The 19,666-nt window shown below is 60.1% G+C and carries 12 protein-coding genes; 11 read left to right on the top strand and 1 reads right to left on the bottom strand.

Features of this window, described 5'->3' with window-relative positions; genetic code table 11:
- Positions 1 to 404: 404 nt before the first annotated feature.
- The 11 genes from BZL43_RS12510 (at position 405) to BZL43_RS12460 (ending at position 19,195) form a co-directional block, all read left to right on the top strand.
- Positions 405 to 1,862, top strand: coding sequence for a serralysin family metalloprotease (locus BZL43_RS12510; protein ID WP_095632591.1), 1,458 nt, complete (start codon positions 405 to 407; stop codon positions 1,860 to 1,862).
- An 88-nt stretch (positions 1,863 to 1,950) separates the two neighbouring features.
- A complete protein-coding gene (locus tag BZL43_RS12505; protein ID WP_095632590.1) occupies positions 1,951 to 2,373 on the top strand; it encodes an AprI/Inh family metalloprotease inhibitor in 423 nt (140 codons plus the stop codon).
- Between the two features lie 211 nt (positions 2,374 to 2,584).
- Complete coding sequence (locus BZL43_RS12500; RefSeq protein ID WP_095632589.1) at positions 2,585 to 4,372, top strand: type I secretion system permease/ATPase; 1,788 nt, start codon at positions 2,585 to 2,587, stop codon at positions 4,370 to 4,372.
- Positions 4,369 to 5,718: an HlyD family type I secretion periplasmic adaptor subunit gene (locus BZL43_RS12495; protein ID WP_095632588.1), complete on the top strand. Its 1,350-nt coding sequence runs from the start codon at positions 4,369 to 4,371 to the stop codon at positions 5,716 to 5,718. Before BZL43_RS12500 ends, BZL43_RS12495 begins: the two co-directional genes overlap by 4 nt.
- Positions 5,719 to 5,720: 2 nt before the next feature.
- Positions 5,721 to 7,091 (top strand): TolC family outer membrane protein, encoded by a 1,371-nt coding sequence (locus BZL43_RS12490; protein ID WP_095632587.1) that lies wholly within the window; start codon positions 5,721 to 5,723, stop codon positions 7,089 to 7,091.
- A gap of 225 nt (positions 7,092 to 7,316) precedes the next feature.
- Positions 7,317 to 10,274 (top strand): autotransporter serine protease, encoded by a 2,958-nt coding sequence (locus BZL43_RS12485; protein ID WP_095632592.1) that lies wholly within the window; start codon positions 7,317 to 7,319, stop codon positions 10,272 to 10,274.
- Between the two features lie 266 nt (positions 10,275 to 10,540).
- Positions 10,541 to 13,588 (top strand): autotransporter serine protease, encoded by a 3,048-nt coding sequence (locus BZL43_RS12480; protein WP_095632586.1) that lies wholly within the window; start codon positions 10,541 to 10,543, stop codon positions 13,586 to 13,588.
- A gap of 23 nt (positions 13,589 to 13,611) precedes the next feature.
- A complete protein-coding gene (locus tag BZL43_RS12475) occupies positions 13,612 to 15,312 on the top strand; it encodes a polyurethanase (protein ID WP_095632585.1) in 1,701 nt (566 codons plus the stop codon).
- Between the two features lie 97 nt (positions 15,313 to 15,409).
- Positions 15,410 to 17,263, top strand: coding sequence for a polyurethanase (locus BZL43_RS12470; RefSeq protein WP_095632584.1), 1,854 nt, complete (start codon positions 15,410 to 15,412; stop codon positions 17,261 to 17,263).
- A 278-nt stretch (positions 17,264 to 17,541) separates the two neighbouring features.
- A complete protein-coding gene (locus tag BZL43_RS12465; RefSeq protein WP_095632583.1) occupies positions 17,542 to 17,916 on the top strand; it encodes a hypothetical protein in 375 nt (124 codons plus the stop codon).
- Positions 17,917 to 17,989: 73 nt separating this feature from the next.
- Positions 17,990 to 19,195, top strand: coding sequence for a DUF1624 domain-containing protein (locus BZL43_RS12460; RefSeq protein ID WP_095632582.1), 1,206 nt, complete (start codon positions 17,990 to 17,992; stop codon positions 19,193 to 19,195).
- A gap of 126 nt (positions 19,196 to 19,321) precedes the next feature.
- Here the strand turns inward: BZL43_RS12460 and BZL43_RS12455 are convergent, their stop codons facing one another.
- Positions 19,322 to 19,546 (bottom strand): YgdI/YgdR family lipoprotein, encoded by a 225-nt coding sequence (locus tag BZL43_RS12455; RefSeq protein WP_095632581.1) that lies wholly within the window; start codon positions 19,544 to 19,546, stop codon positions 19,322 to 19,324.
- Positions 19,547 to 19,666 lie beyond the last annotated feature (120 nt).

Here is a 19,666-nt window from a genome sequence, read left to right as displayed (position 1 = left end):
CTGTAGCAGCTGCCGAAGGCTGCGTTCGGCTGCGCAGCAGTCGTGAAAGTGGCCACCCAATAAAAATTGGAGTTGATAGCAATACAATGGCACCGACACTAAGAAGTCCGAAAAAACGAGAACTCCTCTACAGGAAAACAACTTACTCTTATTTAATATTTAGATAGTAGATTGTCGGACAATCCAATTAAAACCTTCAACTAAAAACTCTATTTCTGCATCGCGCGCACTGTTTGCTGGAGTTCGCCGGAACAACTCAATTTGACGTCAAAAAAAATGTAGACGTTTGATTTCGAATTGTGTCAGTTTTTATACGCCTTCATTGGGCGAGTGATAGGACGATCTCGCCAGAGATTGTCGTATCGGACAAAAACTGTTCCATTGCTAAACAAGGAAGTGTGTTTATGTCGAAAGTAAAAGACAACGCTATTGATCTTGCTGAACAGGGCTTTGCGCCATTGCAAGCGCTGGGCGCCCCCAGTTCCGCTTACAACCAGATCGATAGTTTCAGCCATCAGTATGATCGGGGTGGCAATCTCACGGTCAATGGCAAACCCTCCTTCTCCGTCGACGAGGCCGCTACCCAGCTGCTGCGTGACGGCGCGGCCTACCTGGACAAGGACGGCAGCGGCAAAATCGAACTCACCTACACGTTCCTGACCTCGGCCTCGTCGAGCACCATGAACAAGCATGGCATCAGCGGGTTCAGTCAGTTCAGCGCGCAACAGAAAGCCCAGGCCGTGCTTGCCATGCAATCCTGGGCCGACGTGGCCAATGTCACCTTTACCGAAAAGTCTTTTGGCGGCGACGGTCACATGACTTTCGGTAACTACAGTAGTGGTCAGGATGGCGCCGCAGCATTCGCCTACCTGCCTGGCACCGGTGCGGGTTATGACGGGACTTCCTGGTACCTGACGGGCAGTGGCTATAACGTCAACAAGACGCCGGACCTGAACAATTACGGCCGTCAGACCCTGACCCATGAAATCGGTCATTCCCTTGGGCTGGCTCATCCTGGCGACTACAACGCCGGTGAAGGCGCGCCGACCTACAACGACGCGACCTACGGGGAAGACACTCGCGGTTACAGCCTCATGAGTTACTGGAGCGAGAGCAACACCGACCAGAATTTCAGCAAAAATGGTGTGGAAGCCTATGCGTCCGGCCCGCTGATGGACGATATCGCCGCCATCCAGAAACTCTACGGTGCCAACACCACCACCCGAACCGGTGATACCACCTACGGCTTCAACTCCAACGCCGGTCGCGACTTCCTAAGCGCGTTTTCGTCATCGGACAAAGTGGTGTTCTCGGTCTGGGATGCGGGTGGCAGGGACACTCTGGATTTCTCCGGTTTCACCCAAAACCAGAAGATCAACCTCAATGAAGCCTCGTTCTCCGATGTTGGCGGCATGGTAGGCAACGTGTCCATTGCCAAGGGCGTTACCGTCGAAAACGCAATGGGCGGTTCGGGTAGCGACCTGCTGATCGGAAATAGCGTGGCCAATGAACTGAAAGGTGGTGCCGGCAACGACATCCTCTTCGGCGCCGGCGGTTCGGACAAACTGTGGGGCGGTTCGGGTTCGGACACTTTTGTGTTCGCCGCCAGCAGCGACTCCAAGCCAGGTGCGGTCGACCAGATCCTCGATTTTGTCAGTGGCCTGGACAAGATCGACCTGACCGGCATCACCCAAGGCGCGGGCCTGCATTTCGTGAACGCGTTCACCGGTGCGGCAGGCGATGCGGTGTTGACCACTTCGGGCGGTAACAGCCTGTTGTCGGTGGATTTCTCCGGGCACGGCGTGGCTGACTTCCTGGTCAGCACGGTTGGCCAGGCGGCGTACTCGGACATCGTGGCCTGATTCAAGGCAAAAAGGAGCGGCGCTTGACGCGCCGCTTTCTGTCCCTTGAACGGCAATGCGTAAGCTACAACCATGAGTAAAACGCCCTATGATCCACAACGCTTTTACCTGCAAAGCAACCGCGTGGCTGTTGGCGACGCTGATGATGTTTCTGGGAGAGGTAGCCATGGCACGCAGTCTGAAATTAGCCGACCCGTCGGAACTCGCCGGAACATGGCAAGCCACTTTGAACACTGCGCAGGATTCCCCCGAGTCCCAGGCGCTGCAGGACAAACCGTCGAATGTTTGCTCGGTCGAGCTCAAACCGGACCAGACCCTGGGCAAGGGGGCCGATTGCCTAGCCGCCTGGCTGAACGAGTCGGCGATTGGCTGGTTCCCGGAACCGGACGGTATTGCCGTGACGGGTAAAGAAGGCTCAAGAATTCTATTTTTCAGCCGACAGCGTGAGGGGCTTTATAAAAGCACCTTGAAGTCAGGTCTGATCATTACGCTCGAGCGCATTGCGCATTAAGTGAAAAATGTCGGGCAGGCGCCAAGTCTGGATATAAAGCTCGTTATTGCCGATACAAGCAGCCGATCAATAACCGGAACGCTTTGAAGAACACAAAGCGTTGTTATTAATGTGCAAGCAATCACCGGCAAAAGAATGTCTCGACCCGTGTGCGGACAGTTAATCGGAACCTCGCCAAGTAAGGCGAGGATTAATACCTCAGGAAAAACCAATGAAGATGGCGAAGAGCCCGGCCACCGCACCGTTATTCAAGGCACTGGGCGACTATAAGAGCATCCTGATCAGCGTCGGGTGTTTCACCGCACTGATTAATGTGCTGATGTTGGTCCCCTCGATTTATATGCTGCAGGTCTATGACCGGGTATTGTCTTCGCAAAACGAAACCACCCTGGCGATGTTGTCATTGATGGTGGTCGGATTCTTCGTTTTTATCGGTTTGCTGGAAATCGTGCGCAGCTTCATTGTCATCCGTATCGGCAGCCAACTGGAGCGCCGCTTCAACCTGCGGGTGTATCAGGCCGCTTTCGAGCGCAACCTGTTCAAAGGCGAGGGCAACGCGGGGCAATCCCTGGGTGACTTGACCCATATTCGCCAATTCGTCACCGGTCCGGCGCTGTTTGCCTTCTTCGATGCACCCTGGTTTCCGGTGTATCTGTTTGTGATCTTTCTGTTCAACGTCTGGCTCGGTGTATTGGCCACCGCGGGCGCGGTACTGCTGATCGGGCTGGCCTGCCTCAACGAGATGATGACCAAAAAGCCCTTGGGCGAAGCCGCGGGTTTTTCCCAGAAATCCGGCCAACTGGCCACCAGTCACCTGCATAACGCCGAGACCATTCAGGCCATGGGCATGCTCGGTGTCTTGCGCAAGCGCTGGTTTGAGGTGCATTCGCGTTTTCTCGGCTTGCAGAATCAGGCCAGCGACACCGGTGCGGTTATCAGCTCCCTGAGCAAAACCCTGCGCTTGTGCCTGCAATCCCTGGTGCTGGGGCTGGGCGCCTTGCTGGTGATCAAAGGGGATATGACCGCCGGGATGATGATCGCAGGTTCCATCCTGATGGGTCGGGTACTGAGCCCCATCGATCAGTTGATCGCCGTGTGGAAACAGTGGAGCGGCGCCAAACTCGCTTATCGCCGTCTCGACGCCTTGCTGCAAGCCTATCCGCCGACTGACGAGGCCATGGCGCTGCCGGCGCCGAAAGGCCAGATTACGTTCGAGCAAGTCAGCGCCGGCCCACCCGGGCAACGGGCCGCGACCTTGCACATGGTCAATTTCAACCTCGGCGCCGGGGAAGTGCTGGGCGTGCTCGGGGCTTCCGGCTCCGGCAAATCGACCCTGGCGCGGGTGCTGGTCGCCGTCTGGCCGACGCTGGGTGGCACGGTGCGTCTCGATGGCGCGGACATTCATCGCTGGAACCGCAACGATCTGGGCCCTTACATCGGTTATCTGCCCCAGGACATCGAACTGTTCAGCGGCAGCATCGCCGAAAACATCGCCCGCTTCCGTGAGACGGATCCGCAAAAAGTCGTCGAAGCCGCGCAACAGGCCGGCGTTCATGAACTGATTCTGCGCATGCCGCAGGGCTACGACACCGTGCTGGGCGAGGACGGCAGCGGTTTGTCCGGAGGCCAGAAACAACGTGTGGCCCTGGCTCGCGCGTTGTACGGCAACCCGAGCCTGGTGGTGCTGGATGAACCGAACTCCAACCTCGACACCGTCGGCGAAGCGGCACTGGCCGGCGCCATCGCGCAAATGAAAGCCCAGGGCACCAGCGTGATTCTGGTGACCCATCGCTCTTCGGCCCTGGCCCAGGCCGACAAGTTACTGGTGCTCAACGAAGGTCGCTTGCAGGCCTTCGGCCCAAGCCAGGAAGTGCTCAAGGCACTGGCCGGTAACTCGTCAGGCGCTCAGGAACAGCAACGTGAAAAACCTGCGCAGGCACCGGGCGGGCTCAGCATGAGCCGGCAATATCAGCCCACGACAAGGAATTCGGGTGTATGAGCAGCACACGCATGAACGACGACAGCGAAGCGACGATGGAACACGACTACATCGCCGAACGCCCTGAGCGCGACGCGCGTTTCTTCGCCCGCATGGGCTGGATTCTGGCGATTGTCGGTGCCGGCAGTTTTTTCACGTGGGCGAGCCTCGCGCCGCTCGATCAAGGCATTCCGGTGCAAGGGACCGTGGTGGTTTCCGGCAAGCGCAAAGCCGTGCAATCAATGAGCAGCGGTGTGGTCAGCCAGATTCTGGTGCGCGAAGGCCAAGTGGTGAAGCAGGGCCAGCCACTGTTTCGCCTCGACCAGACCCAGGTCGCGGCCGATGTGCAATCGCTGCAAGCGCAATACCGCATGGCGTGGGCCAGCCTGGCACGGTGGCAGAGCGAACGGGACAACCTCAAGCAAGTGGATTTCCCCGCCGAACTGAGCAACGATCCTGACCCGCGCCTGGCCCTGGTGCTCGAAGGCCAACGGCAATTGTTCAGCAGCCGTCGCGAAGCGTTTTCCCGCGAGCAAGCCGCCCTGCGCGCCAACATAGAAGGCGCCAGCGCGCAACTGGCCGGCATGCGCCGCGCGCGCACCGACCTGACGGCCCAGGCCAGTTCCCTGCAACAACAGTTGAGCAATCTTCAGCCCTTGGCGGACAACGGCTACATCCCGCGCAACCGCTTGATGGATTACCAGCGTCAGTTGTCACAAGTGCAGCAACAGCTGGCCGAAAACACCGGCGAAAGCGGTCGGGTGGAGCAGGGCATCCTGGAATCGCGCCTGAAACTGCAACAGCACAGCGAGGAATACCAGAAGGAAGTCCGCAGCCAACTGGCCGAGGCGCAACTCAAAAGCGTGACCCTGGAAGAGCAATTGACTTCCGCCGGCTTCGACCTGCAACACAGCGAAATCATCGCCACCGCCGATGGCATCGCCGTCAACCTTGGGGTTCACACCGAAGGCGCAGTGGTGCGTCAGGGCGACACGCTGCTGGAGATCGTCCCGCAAGGTGCCCGCCTGGAAGTGGAAGGGCACTTGCCGATCAACCTGATCGACAAGGTCGGCACGCAATTGCCGGTGGACATTCTGTTTACCGCGTTCAACCAGAGCCGTACCCCGCGAGTCCCTGGCGAAGTCAGCCTGATCTCCGCCGACCAGATGGTCGATGAGAAAACCGGCGTGCCGTACTACGTGCTGCGCAGCAGTGTCAGTGACCAGGCGATGGAACAACTCAACGGCCTGGTGATCAAGCCTGGCATGCCGGCGGAAATGTTCGTGCGTACCGGTGAACGTTCACTCCTCAACTATTTGTTCAAACCGCTGCTCGACCGGGCAGGCTCCGCGTTGACCGAGGAATAAGGATGTTCGGCTGTATGAATAAGCTTTCCCTGCTGGCAGCGACACTGGCGTTGCTGACATGCAACAGCGCGATGGCCCTGGGGCCGTTCGACATTTATGAGCAAGCGCTACGCAATGATCCGGTATTTCTCGGCGCCATCAAGGAACGCGATGCAGGCCTTGAAAACCGCGCCATAGGCCGCGCCGGGCTGCTGCCCAGGCTCGGTTACAACTACAACAAGGGGCGTAACGACTCCAAGGTCACCTACCTCAACGATCGCGGGAACCGCCAAAGTGATGACCGCAATTACAGCAGTTACGGCTCGACCTTGACCCTGCAACAGCCGCTGCTCGACTACGAGGCCTATGCGGCGTATCGCAAAGGCGTGGCGCAATCGCTGTTCGCTGACGAAAACTTCCGCGGCAAGAGCCAGGAACTGTTGGTTCGGGTGCTGGAGAACTACACCAAGGCGCTGTTCGCTCAGGATCAGATCGATATCGCACGAGCCAAGAAGAAAGCCTTCGAGCAGCAGTTTCAGCAGAACGAGCAGATGTTCCGCCAAGGCGAAGGCACACGCACCGATATCCTCGAAGCCGAATCACGTTATGAACTGGCGACCGCCGAGGAGATCGAGGCGCACGATGAACAGGATGCGGCCCTGCGTGAGCTGGGCGCGCTGATTGGCGTGCCGGCCATCGACATTGCCGACCTGACGCCACTGGATCAGAACTTCCAGACCTTCACCCTGCAACCGGCCAATTACGACACCTGGCACGAGATGGCGGTGGCCAACAACCCGAACCTGGCCTCCCAGCGCCAGGCGGTGGAAGTGGCGCGCTACGAGGTCGAACGCAACCGCGCCGGCCACCTGCCAAAAGTCAGCGCCTACGCCTCGGTGCGCCAGAACGAGTCGGAAAGCGGCAACACCTATAACCAGCGCTACGACACCAACACCATCGGTATCGAAGTCAACGTGCCGCTGTATGCCGGTGGCGGGGTTTCGGCCTCCACCCGGCAGGCCAGCCGCACCATGGAACAGGCCGAGTACGAGCTGGACGGCAAGACCCGGGAAACCCTGATCCAGCTGCGCCGTCAGTTCAGCGCCTGCCTGTCGGGGGTCAATAAATTGCGCGCTTATCAGAAGGCATTGGTGTCGGCTGAAGCGCTGGTGGTCTCGACCAAACAAAGCATTTTGGGCGGCGAACGGGTCAACCTCGATGCGCTGAATGCCGAACAACAACTGTTTACCACCCGCCGGGATCTGGCCCAGGCGCGTTACGACTATTTGATGGCCTGGACCAAGTTGCATTACTACGCCGGCACCTTGAGCGAGCAGGACCTGGCCCAGGTGGATGAAGCCTTTGGCCAGGGCAGGCCAACGAAGACCCAATAACCCCTGTGGCGAGGGGGCTTGCCCCCGTTGGACGGCGAAGCCGTCCCAAAACCGGAATCGGTGATTCAACCGACATATCGCATTTTCAGGACTTACGACTGCTTCGCAGCCGAACGGGGGCAAGCCCCCTCGCCACAGAGAACTGGGACACAGTCAGTAACGCGATATTCCCCTGGACCGGGGAACTACAACTCTAAAAACGCCAAGAAAGCGAGAGTCATGCACATGGACGTACAGATCAAGCCGATGTCGGTCGGCACGCTATTGCTCCTGATTTCATCAGTACCAGGCCCAGCCCAGGCGCTTTATCTGGAATCCGGCAAACCTGGCGACGCGGCCAGTTGGCGCTCGGCAGAGTTCCAGCGCGATTGGGGACTGGCGCGCATGCAGGCCGATCAAGCCTATGCCGCCGGTATCACCGGCAAGGGCGTAAAAATCGGCGCGCTGGATTCCGGTTTCGATTCCAGCCATCCCGAATTTGCCGCCGATCGTTATCACGCAGTGACCGCCAGCGGCAGCTACGTCGACGGCTCGGCGTTCAACGTCGACGGCACGCTCAACCCCAACAACGACTCCCACGGCACCCACGTCACCGGCACCATGGGCGCTTCCCGGGATGGCACCGGCATGCACGGCGTGGCGTACAACGCGCAAATCTACGTCGGCAACACCAACAAGAACGACAGTTTCCTGTTCGGCCCCAAACCCGACTCGCGCTACTTCACAGCGGTCTATAACGCCCTGGCGGATGCTGGCGTACGCGCGATCAACAACAGCTGGGGCAGCCAGCCGCCGGACGTCAGCTACCGAACCCTCGGCGACTTGCATGCCGCCTACGCCCAGCACTGGAACAAAGGCACCTGGCTTGACGCCGCTGCCGACGTTTCGCGGCGCGGCGTGATCAACGTGTTCAGCGCCGGCAACAGTGGTTACCCGAATGCCAGCGTGCGTTCGGCCTTGCCGTATTTTCAGCCAGATCTGGAAGGCCACTGGCTGGCAGTGTCGGGCCTGGATCAGAGCAACCAACAGAAATACAACCAGTGCGGGATCGCCAAGTATTGGTGCATCACCACGCCGGGCGCGAAGGTCGACAGCACCATTCCCGGTGGCGGTTACGCGATCAAGTCCGGCACCTCCATGGCTGCGCCCCATGCCACCGGGGCATTGGCGCTGGTGATGGAACGCTATCCGTACATGAACAACCAGCAGGCGCTGGAGGTGCTGCTGACCACCGCGACCCAGCTCGACGGCTCGATCACCGACGCGCCGAGTACGCGCATCGGTTGGGGCGTGGCCAACCTCGAACGGGCGATGCGTGGGCCGGGGCAATTGCTCGGAGTGTTCGATGCCAATCTGGGGGCAGGGCAGAGCGATGTCTGGAGCAATGACATTTCGGACAAGGCGCTGATTCAGCGCCAGGCCGAAGACGCCACCGAACGTAGCGCCTGGCAACAGACATTGAAGGACAAGGGTTGGCAGAACGGTGTCTCGGCTGGCGCCAGTCAGCAGGATCAGACTGATTATGCGGTGGGCACAGCACGCGATTCCGCCGCGGCCCATCGAATCTACGAAGGCAGCCTGATCAAGTCCGGTGCCGGGCGGTTGATGCTGACCGGCGACAACACGTATCGCGGCCCAACCACGGTCAACGGCGGTTTGCTGGCGGTGAACGGCTCGCTGACATCGGCGGTGACCGTCAATGACAGCGGCACCCTCGGCGGTAACGGACGAATCGCTGCCTTGACTGCCAATGCCGGTGGCACCGTGGCGCCCGGTAACTCCATCGGTACGTTGCACGTCAGCGGCGATGTGACCTTTGTGCCGGGTTCGACTTATGCCGTCGAACTGTCACCCACCAGCAGCGACCAGATTATTGCCGGCGGAACGGCCACGATCAGCGGTGCCACCGTGAGCCTGTTCCTGGAAAACAGTCCGACCTTGCTCAGCACCCAACAAGTGCAAAGCCTGCTGGGCCATCAATACAACATTCTGCAAGCGGTGGGCGGCATTCAAGGCCAGTTCGGCGCGGTGCTGCCCAATTATCTGTTCATCGGCGGCAGCCTCGATTACGCCGCGACTGGCATTCAACTGAGTATTGAGCGCAACGCCACGACCTTCGCCAGCGTCGGCCAAACGCCGAATCAGCGTTCCGTCGCGGCGGCAGTGGAAGGGCTTGGCGCGGGTAACGCCGTCTACGAAAGCCTGCTGCTGTCGCCGACCGCGAACTCGGCGCAACAAGCCTTCCAGCAGTTGTCGGGGGAAATCTACCCCGCGCTGGGCTCGGTGTTGATCAATGACAGCCGTTATCTGCGCGATGCGGTCGGTGAGCGCCTCAACGAAGCCAATGGCTCCCGAAGCAACGGCTGGATCAAGGCATTGGGCGCTTGGGGCAAGACCGATGGCCGCCACGACACCGCCAGCTACACCACTTCGATTGGCGGTTTGCTGGCCGGTGTCGATGGCGCAGTGGATGACGAAACCCGTGTCGGCCTGGTCGCCGGTTACAGCGACAGCTCGGTCAGCATGGGCTCCGGAACTCATTCCTCAGCGCAGGTCGACAGTTATCACCTGGGCGCCTATGCCGGCCATGAACTGGGCGCCTGGCGTCTGAGTGCCGGTGGTGCTTACAGCTGGCATCGGGCTGACATCAAACGTGACCTGCAATACGGCGACGTCAGTGCCAAACAGAAAACCAAGGTCGATGCCGCGACTACTCAGGTGTTCAGTGAGGCAGCGTATCACCTGAACCTTCGCGCACTGGCCTTGGAGCCGTTTGCCAATCTGGCTTACGTACACCTCGACACCGAGGGCTTCACCGAGAAAGGAGACACCGCCGCGCTCAAAAGCAGCGGCGACCGGCGTGACGCGGTACTCAGCACCCTGGGCGTACGCGCGCTGAAAACGCTGACGCTATCCGGTCAGCAACAGCTGGACTTGAGCGGCAGTCTCGGTTGGCAGCACAACCTGAGCAACACCGATTCCGAGGAACACCTGGCGTTCGCCAGCGGTGGCACTGCGTTCGTGGTGCAAAGCTCGCCACGGGTTCGCGATGCGGCGCTGGTGGGCGCCCATGCCAGCCTGGCCTTGAGCCGGGATGTTCGGCTGAACCTCGATTACACCGGCCAACTGGCCAGCCGCGAGAAGAGCCACGGTGTCGGGCTGAGTCTCAATTGGCAGTTTTAGTAGCGGCTGCCGAACCCTGCGTTCGTCTGTAGCAGCTGCCGAGCTGCGCGAGGCTGCGTTCGGCTGCGAAGCAGTCGTGAAGTGGGCTGTCGCGGTGTGTCAGGAAGACCTTGCAGGCAGGGTTTGCGACGGCTGCGCCGCCGAACGCAGCCTCGCGCAGCTCGGCAGCTGCTACAGATCGCGTTAGCGCGTGGTGTATCAGCAGAACAAGGCACGCCTTTGAAGGCCACAAGGATTTTTGCAACACAACTAAGGACGGTAGTTCGATGAATAACAAGTACAACAACCTAGCCTTGCTCTGCGCATTGGCCACTTTGGGTACCGCACACGCGGCACCCTACGTGGAAAACGGCAGGACAGGCGATCCCGATAGCTGGCGCAGCACAGAGTTCAATGCCGACTGGGGCCTGGGGGCGATCAACGCTCAGCAGGCCTACGCCGCCGGCTACACCGGCAAAGGCGTGAAGCTGGGGATTTTCGATCAACCGGTTTACGCCTTGCACCCGGAGTTTTCCGGGGCCAATAAAGTGATCACGCTGGTCACCCGTGGCATCCGCGAATACACCGACCCCTACATACCGGTCAAAGCCGGGGATGCCTTTCTCTATGACGGTTCGCCCTCGGTAGGCTCCAACGGCAAACTGGGTGCCCACGGCACTCACGTTGGCGGGATCGCCGCGGGCAGTCGCGATGGCGGGCCGATGCACGGTGTCGCTTTTGGCGCGCAAATCATCAGTGCCGACAACGGCGACCCGGGCCCGGAAGACGGGATCATTCGCGGCAACGACGGTGCGGTGTACAAGGCCGGTTGGGATGCGCTGATCGCCAGCGGTGCGCGGATCATCAACAACAGTTGGGGCATCGGCATCACTGACCGCTTCGACCTCGGTGGCCGGGACCCGGCGTACCCGCACTTCACCGTGCAGGACGCGCAATTGCAGTTCAACGAGATCCAGACCTTGCTCGGGACCAAACCCGGCGGTGCCTACGACGGCGCCATCGCGGCGGCCCGCAGCGGCATCGTGACGATCTTCGCCGCCGGCAACGACTACAACCTAAACAACCCGGACGCCATCGCCGGCCTCGGTTATTTCGTCCCTGAGATCGCGCCGAACTGGATGACTGTCGCCGCATTGCAGAGGAATCCGGACACCGGCAGCCCCGACCCTTACAACATCAGCACCTTCTCGTCACGCTGCGGCTACACCGCGAGTTTCTGTGTGTCGGCACCGGGCAGCCGCATCTACAGCTCGATCATCAGCGGCACCAACACCAATGACCTGACCACCGGCTACGCCAATTACAACGGCACCTCCATGGCGGCGCCGCACGCTGCAGGCGCGGTGGCGGTGTTGATGGAACGCTTCCCGTACATGACCGGCGCGCAAGTCGCCAGCGTGCTGCGCACCACCGCCACCGACCTCGGCGCACCCGGCGTCGACTCGCTGTACGGCTGGGGCATGATCAACCTGCGCAAAGGCATCGATGGCCCGGCGATGTTCGTCACCGAGCAGGACATTCCCGAGGAATTCCGCATCGAAGGCGCCTACGGCTCCAGCCAGTTTGTCGCGGACTTGCCGGGTATCGGCGCGATCATCGACGCCGGCAAACCCACCGAGCGTGTGTGCAATGACGTGCAGTGCGGGCTCGACGTGTGGCGCAACGACATTTCCGGCCATGGCGGCCTGACCAAGCAAGGCATCGGCACGCTGGTGCTGACCGGCGCCAATACCTACGCCGGCCCGACCCTGGTCAATCAGGGCCGATTGGCGATCAATGGTTCGCTGCTGTCGGCCGTCACCGTCAATGACAGCGGGATCCTCGGCGGTACCGGCAGCATCGCGGCGTTGACCGCGAAAAGCGGCGGCACCGTGGCGCCCGGCAATTCCATCGGCACCTTGCAGGTAGCGGGCGATGTGACTTTCGAGCCTGGCTCGACCTACGCCGTAGAGCTGTCGCCCACCAGCAGTGACCAGATCATTGCCGGCGGCAAGGCGATCATCGAGGGTGCAACCGTCAGCCTGTCCCTGGAAAACAGCCCGACATTGCTGACCACCAGCGAAGCGAAATCCCTGCTCGGCAATCAGTACAACATTCTGCAAGCGGCCGGCGGAATCGAAGGGCGCTTCGGTGCGGTGGTGCCGGACTACCTGTTCCTCGGCGGCACCCTCGACTACTCGGCTAACGGCATTCAACTGGCGGTGGTGCGCAACGCGACGTCGTTCACCAGCGTGGGCCAAACCCCGAACCAACGCGCCGTGGCCGCTGCCGCCGAACAACTGGGCGCAGGCAATCCACTCTACGAAACGCTGCTGCTGTCGCCGACGGCAGCCGTGGCACAACAAGCGTTCCAGCAACTTTCCGGCGAGATTCATCCGGCCATCGGCACGCTGCTGATCAACGACAGCCGCTACCTGCGTGACGCCGTCGGCGAGCGTCTGCGTGAGCATGATCTGTTCGACGCCGGGGCACCCACCGATGACCGCAGCAACGCCTGGCTCAAAGTGCTCGGCGCCTGGGGCAAGAGCGATGGCGGGCATGACAACGCCAGTTCCAACAGCTCCATTGGCGGGCTGCTGGCCGGTGTCGATGGCTTGATCACTGAAGATACCCGACTGGGTTTCGTCACCGGTTATAGCGACAGCTCGTTGAGCATGGGCGATGGCACGCACTCGTCAGCCTCGGTCGACAGCTACCACTTGGGTGCGTACCTGGGCCATGAAATCGACGCGTTGCGCCTGAGCGTCGGCGGCGCTTACAGCTGGCATCGCATTGACGTCAAACGTGACCTGCAATTTAACGGCGTCAGCGGCAAGCAGAAATCCAAACGCGATGCGACCTCCGCGCAACTGTTCACCGAAGCGGCGTATCGGCTGGACCTGCAACCGGTCGCTCTGGAGCCCTTTGCCAATCTGGCTTACGTGCACTTGAACACTGAAAGTTTCAGCGAAAAAGGTGATGCCGCCGCGCTCAAGGGCGGGGAAAACAACCGCGATGTGGTGCTTTCGACCCTTGGCGTGCGGGCGAGCAAAGCCATTGCGTTGTCCGACCAGCAACAGCTGGAACTGTCCGGCACGCTCGGCTGGCAGCACAACCTGAGCAACACCCGTTCCGAAGACCACTTGGCCTTCGTTAACGGCAACACCGCGTTCAGCGTGCAAAGCGTGTCCATGGACCGCGATGCCGCTGTAGTCGGTGCCCGTGCCGGATTGGCGCTGGGCAGCGATACCCGTTTGAGCCTGGATTACAACGGGCTGCTCGGCTCCCGGGAAAAAGACCACGGCGTGGGTCTGACCCTGGACTGGCAGTTCTGATTTGACGCAAAGGAAGCAAGCACATGGGACTGTTTGATTACAAAAATGCCGGCAGTGAGGCCGGCAAAGCGCTGTACTGCGACGCGATCGCGCTGACGCTCTACGCCTATACGCCAACCGGCCAGCCACTGCCGGCAACCGCTTGGGCGCCGATTGGCGCGGCAGCGTTGGGCTATCAGGGCAACGTCGGCGCTCAAGGCACTTTCTATGGCGAGAAGGACGGCTTCACCAGCGCCGAAGCCGAGGTGCTCGGTAAATACGATGGGGCAGGCAAGCTGATCGGCATCGGTATCGCTTTCCGTGGCACTGGCGGCCTGGGTTACAGCGACACCTTCGGCGACATGAAAAATAATCTGCTGGCCGCGGTCGGCCCGGTGGATTACGCGACGAACTACGCGAAAAACGCCTTCGACACGTTGCTCAAGGACATCGCTGCGTTCGCCATCGCTCACGGCCTGACTGCCAAGGACGTACTGGTCAGCGGACACAGCCTCGGCGGGTTGGGGGTCAACAGCCTGGCGGAGCTAAGTGGCAATAACTGGGGCGGCTTCTTTACGGACGCCAACTACATCGCCTTCGCCTCGCCAACCCAAAGCGCCACCGGCAACAACGTGCTGAACATCGGCTATGAGAATGACCCGGTGTTTCGAGTGCTCGACGGCACCACCTTCAGCAGTGGCTCGCTGGGCAAGCACGACGGTCATCAGGAGTCGGCGACCAATAACATCGTCAACTTCAACGACCAGTACGCTTCCACCGCGCAGAACCTGGTGCCATTCAGCATTCTCAATCCGCTGAACTGGTCGGCCCACGGTTCGTTGGGCTATGCCGACGGCTTGAACCGGGTGATTGACTCGCGCTTCTACGACCTCACCGACAAAGACTCGACGCTGATCGTGTCCAACTTGTCGGAGTCGTCCCGAGGCAGCACCTGGGTCGAAGACCTGGGCCGCAGCGGCAAGCCGCACACCGGCAGCACGTTCATCATCGGCACCGACAGCAACGACTGGCTCAAGGGCGGCGCGGGCAATGACTTCATCGAAGGCCGCGACGGTAACGACCGGTTCCGCGATGACGGTGGCTACAACCTGCTGCTGGGCGGCAAGGGCAGCAACACCTTCGAGCTGCAGAAGCCGTTGCAGAACTTCAGCTTTGCCAACGATGGCGACGGCACGCTGTACGTGCGCGACGCCTACGGCGGCATCAGCATGACCCGCGATATCGGCGCGCTGGTGAGCAAGGAGTCGGGTTCGTGGTGGGGCAGCAAGGAGGTGACCTACAACGTCACCGCTAAGGGCTTGCTCAATGGCACGGAACTGACCCACTACAACCACTCGCTCAACGGCGATGGCTACGGCAACACGCTAGTGGCGACGCTGGAGGGCGATTGGCTATTCGGCAACGCCGGCGACGATCTGCTGCGCAGCGACAAGAGCCACGTGACCTTCGTCGGTGGCGCGGGCAATGACGTGATGCAGGCGTTGGGGGGCGGCAACAACACCTTCCTGTTCAGCGGCGCCTTCGGCTTCGATGCGATCAATGGCTATCAGGGCAGCGACAAACTGGTGTTCATGGGCGTCCAGGGCGCGGGGCAGGGTTATGACTACAAGCAGCACGCCTCACAGGCCGGCAACGACACTGTGCTCAAGATTGGCGATTACGCCGTAACGCTGGTGGGCGTGGGTCTGGATAATCTCTCGGCTTCGGGAATTACCTTCGCGTAACAGCTGCATGCACTAAAGGCTCCGGGGCGCCTCGTGATTGAGGCGTCCTGGCTGTGAGCTATCTCTGACAATTCCAACAAAGAGAGAGGCAATACCAATGGGTGTGTATGACTACAAAAACTTCGGCACAGCAGACTCCAAGTCGTTGTTCAGCGACGCCATGGCGATCACGCTGTATTCCTATCACAACCTCGACAACGGTTTCGCCACCGGTTACCAGCAGAACGGCTTCGGCCTGGGCTTGCCGGCAACCCTGGTGACCGCACTGATCGGCGGCACCGATTCCCAGGGCGTCATTCCCGGCATTCCCTGGAACCCCGATTCGGAAAAGGCCGCACTCGAGGCCGTGCAAGAAGCCGGCTGGACGCCGATCACCGCCGCGCAATTGGGCTATGACGGCAAGACCGACGCTCGCGGAACCTTCTTCGGCGAGAAGGCCGGTTACACCAGCGCCCAAGTGGAGATTCTGGGCAAGTACGATGCCCAGGGGCATCTCACCGAAATCGGCATCGCATTTCGCGGGACCAGCGGCCCGCGAGAAATCCAGATCGGTGACTCCATCGGCGACGTGATCAACGATCTGCTGGCGGCGTTGGGGCCTGAGGATTATGCGAAAAACTACGCGGGCGAAGCCTTCGGCAATCTACTCGGTGACGTTGCAGCATTTGCCCAGGCCAACGGCCTGTCGGGCAAGGACGTGCTGGTCAGCGGCCACAGCCTCGGCGGGTTGGCGGTCAATAGCCTGGCGGACTTGAGCAGCGATAAGTGGTCCGGGTTCTACCAGGATTCCAACTACATCGCCTACGCCTCGCCGACCCAAAGCAGCAGCGACAAAGTGCTGAACATCGGTTATGAAAACGACCCGGTGTTCCGCGCCCTCGATGGCTCGTCGTTCAACCTGGCCTCGGTAGGCGTGCACGATGCCGCCAAGGATTCGACGACCGATAACATCGTCAGCTTCAACGACCATTACGCCTCGACGGCATGGAACGTGCTGCCATATTCGATCCTCAACATCCCCACCTGGATTTCACACTTGCCTACCGGTTACGGCGATGGCATGACCCGCGTGCTGGAGTCGCAGTTCTATGACCTGACCAGCAAAGACTCGACCATCATCGTCGCCAACCTCTCGGACCCGGCGCGCAGCAACACTTGGGTCCAGGACTTGAACCGCAACGCCGAAACCCACAAGGGCAGCACCTTCATCATCGGCAGCGACGGCAATGACCTGATCCAGGGTGGCAAAGGCAGCGATTACCTGGAAGGCCGCGACGGCAACGACACTTTCCGCGATGGCGGTGGTTACAACATCCTGTTGGGCGGCAAGGGCAGCAACGTGCTGGACTTGCAGGAGTCGGTGAAGAACTTCGTCTTCGCCAATGACGGTGCTGGCAACCTGTATGTGCGCGATGCCAATGGCGGCATCAGCATCACCCGCGACATTGGCAGCATCGTCACCAAGGAGCCGGGTTTTCTCTGGGGGGTGTTCAAGGATGACGTGACCCACAGCGTCACCGCCAATGGTCTTGCGACTGGCAGTAACCTGACTCAGTACGCTTCAAGCGTGAAGGGCACGACCGGCGCCGACACCCTCAACGCGCACGCAACCGGCGACTGGATGTTTGGCTTCGATGGCAACGACCATTTGCTCGGCAGCAGCGGCAACGACGTGTTTGTCGGTGGGGCGGGTAATGACCTGATGGAGTCGGGCGGCGGGGTCGACACGTTCCTGTTCAGCGGCGTGTTTGGCCAGGATCGGGTGGTGGGTTATCAAGCCAACGACAAACTGGTGTTCCTCGGGGTTCAGGGCGTTGCGCCGAACGATGACTACCGGGCCCATGCCACGGCGGTGGGGCAGGATACGTTGCTGACGTTTGGCGGTGATTCGGTGACCCTGGTCGGAGTTGGACTGGACAGTTTGTCCGGTAGCGGGATTGTGATCGCCTGAGGGTGATGGGGCGCCGGTAAGGGCCCATCGCGAGCAGGCTCGCACACAGTGGTTGGTGATGTTCACAAAATCTGTGTCCGCATCAAATCCCTGTGGGAGCGAGCCTGCTCGCGATGAACGATAACGCGGTAAACCTGCCTGCCCCCTGACTCACTGGCCACTCTTTTACTCCAATACCTGCACCAACAGAAATCTGGCACTAAACAATCAGCCCATACGCACGTTATACTATAACGCAGGCAATGATGCCGCCATTCGAGTACAGGAGATTGTGCAACGTGAGTTACAGCAAGAGGTACACCTTCGGCCTGGCGCTGGCCTTTATATCGGCAACCGCCGCCGCAGAACTGCCTCAAAGCTCGATTCTGACCCGTTACGGGGTCACCTCCGATCAACTGCCGAAACCGGCCACGATCGAAACCGCCAAACCTGCCAAACCCATCGAAGAAAAAACCCGCTTTCAAATCCAGCCGGAACAGCCCTGGGTGACAGTGCGCCTGGGCGACGGCAAACAACCGGAGAAGACCGGCAACATCAGCATCGATCGCTCGATGCAGCAAGAACGGGAGCGTTGTCAGCGGATGCAGGAACAACTGATCCGGCAAGGAGGGCAGCCGCTCTCCTGCGATACCAGCATTCCAGGGATTCAATGAGCAATAACCGCAACAGAGTTGCCAGGCTCAAGCAACAAGCCTGAGCCCACTGACCATGACATGAGTGACTGATATGACCCTATCCACAAGCGTGGCGGGGCAGGCGGGAAGTGTTTCTTCTGCGCTTGCCTGCAGCGCTGCAAAAACCAATACCCGGATGCTCGCCATCGATGCCCTGCGCGGCTTTGTCATGCTCTGCATGCTGGTCGACCATGTGCGGGAAACCTTTTTGTTGCACCGTCAGGTGACCGACCCGATCGACGCCTTGAGCGTGACCCCGGACCTGTTCTTCACCCGATTGCTGAGCACCCTTTGCGCCCCGGTGTTCATCTTCCTCACCGGTTTGTCGGCCTGGCTATACAGCCAGAAACACACGGCCAACGAGACGTCGGTGTTCCTGCTCAAGCGCGGGCTGTTCCTGGTGTTTCTGGAGCTCACGTTTGTGTGCTTTGCCTGGAACGCCGAGTTCCCGCCCAAGACGCTGTGGCTGCAAGTGATCTGGTGCATCGGCATCTGCATGATCGTGCTCGCCGGGTTGCTGCACTTCAAACGCGGTTGGTTGATCGTGCTCGGGGTGGCGATTGTCGCCGGGCATAACGTGCTCGATGGCGTGACCGTGGGGCCGGAGTCGCCGTTCTACGTGCCATGGTCGATCCTGCATCAGCGGGTGTTTATCGACATCACCGAGTTCACCCGCGCTCGCACGACGTATCCGGTGTTGCCATGGATCGGGGTGATTCTGCTGGGCTGGGCCATAGGGCCATGGTTCGGCAAGGACATGGAACCGGCGGCGCGGATCTCGCGGTTGCTGAAAGTCGGCGGCGGCCTTCTGGTGGCCTTCGTGTTCATCCGCTACTTGAATGTTTATGGCGAGAAGCCTTGGGTGCAAACCGGTGAGTCGCTGCGCACGTTCATGAGTTTCCTGAGCGCGAAGAAGTACCCGCCATCGCTGATGTTCCTGATGCCGACACTTGGTCTGGGGCTGATTCTTTTGGCGTTGTTCGAAAAAGCCCAGGAGCGCTGGTCTACCGCGACCTTGGCGATCTACGGCGGTGCACCAATGTTTTTCTATTTGCTGCACCTGTACGTGCTCAAGGCGATGTACCTGGTGGCCGTCGCCGTTTGGGGCACCAATCAGGGGACTTATTACGGCTTCGACAACCTGCCCATGGTCTGGCTATGGAGCGTGGTCCTCGGGGTGGTGCTGTTCTTCCCGACGCGCTGGTTCGCCAACCTCAAACAGCGCCGTCGCGACATCGCGATTCTCAAATACCTCTGATCAAGCGATGAAAGTCCTGTAGGAGCGAGGCTTGCCCGCGAAGAACGATGACGCGTGATACCTGAATAACCGCGATGCATTCTTCGCGGGCAAGCCTCGCTCCTACAGGTTTTGCGTTTAACGTGGTCAGTCTTCCTTGCGAACCGTGGCCACTTCATCGGCCCTGACTTTCACTTTTGCCCCGGAAATATCTTCAAACTCAAAGAACCCGTCCTCAGTCTTGGTATCCGGCATGTCCTTGGTCAAATACTGAGTGCCGTTCTGCAGGGTAACCACCGTTGGCGTCGAGCAACCGGCCAGGGCCAGAAAGGCCGCTACCGCCAAGGGCAAACCCAGAGTCTTGATATTCATACACACTTCTCCTACGCAATAAAAACAGCGCGAACGCCTCGCTTGAGGTCAATCATCACTGTGCCTCTAACGCGGTTGGTGCGATGGAATGGCAGAAAGTTCGATGGTCACCCGAAAATT

Origin of the sequence: Pseudomonas sp. PICF141, assembly GCF_002286815.1 — a bacterium.
GTDB lineage: Bacteria > Pseudomonadota > Gammaproteobacteria > Pseudomonadales > Pseudomonadaceae > Aquipseudomonas.
Note: the sequence above shows the minus strand (reverse complement) of the source record. Positions and strands in the feature narration are given on the sequence as shown.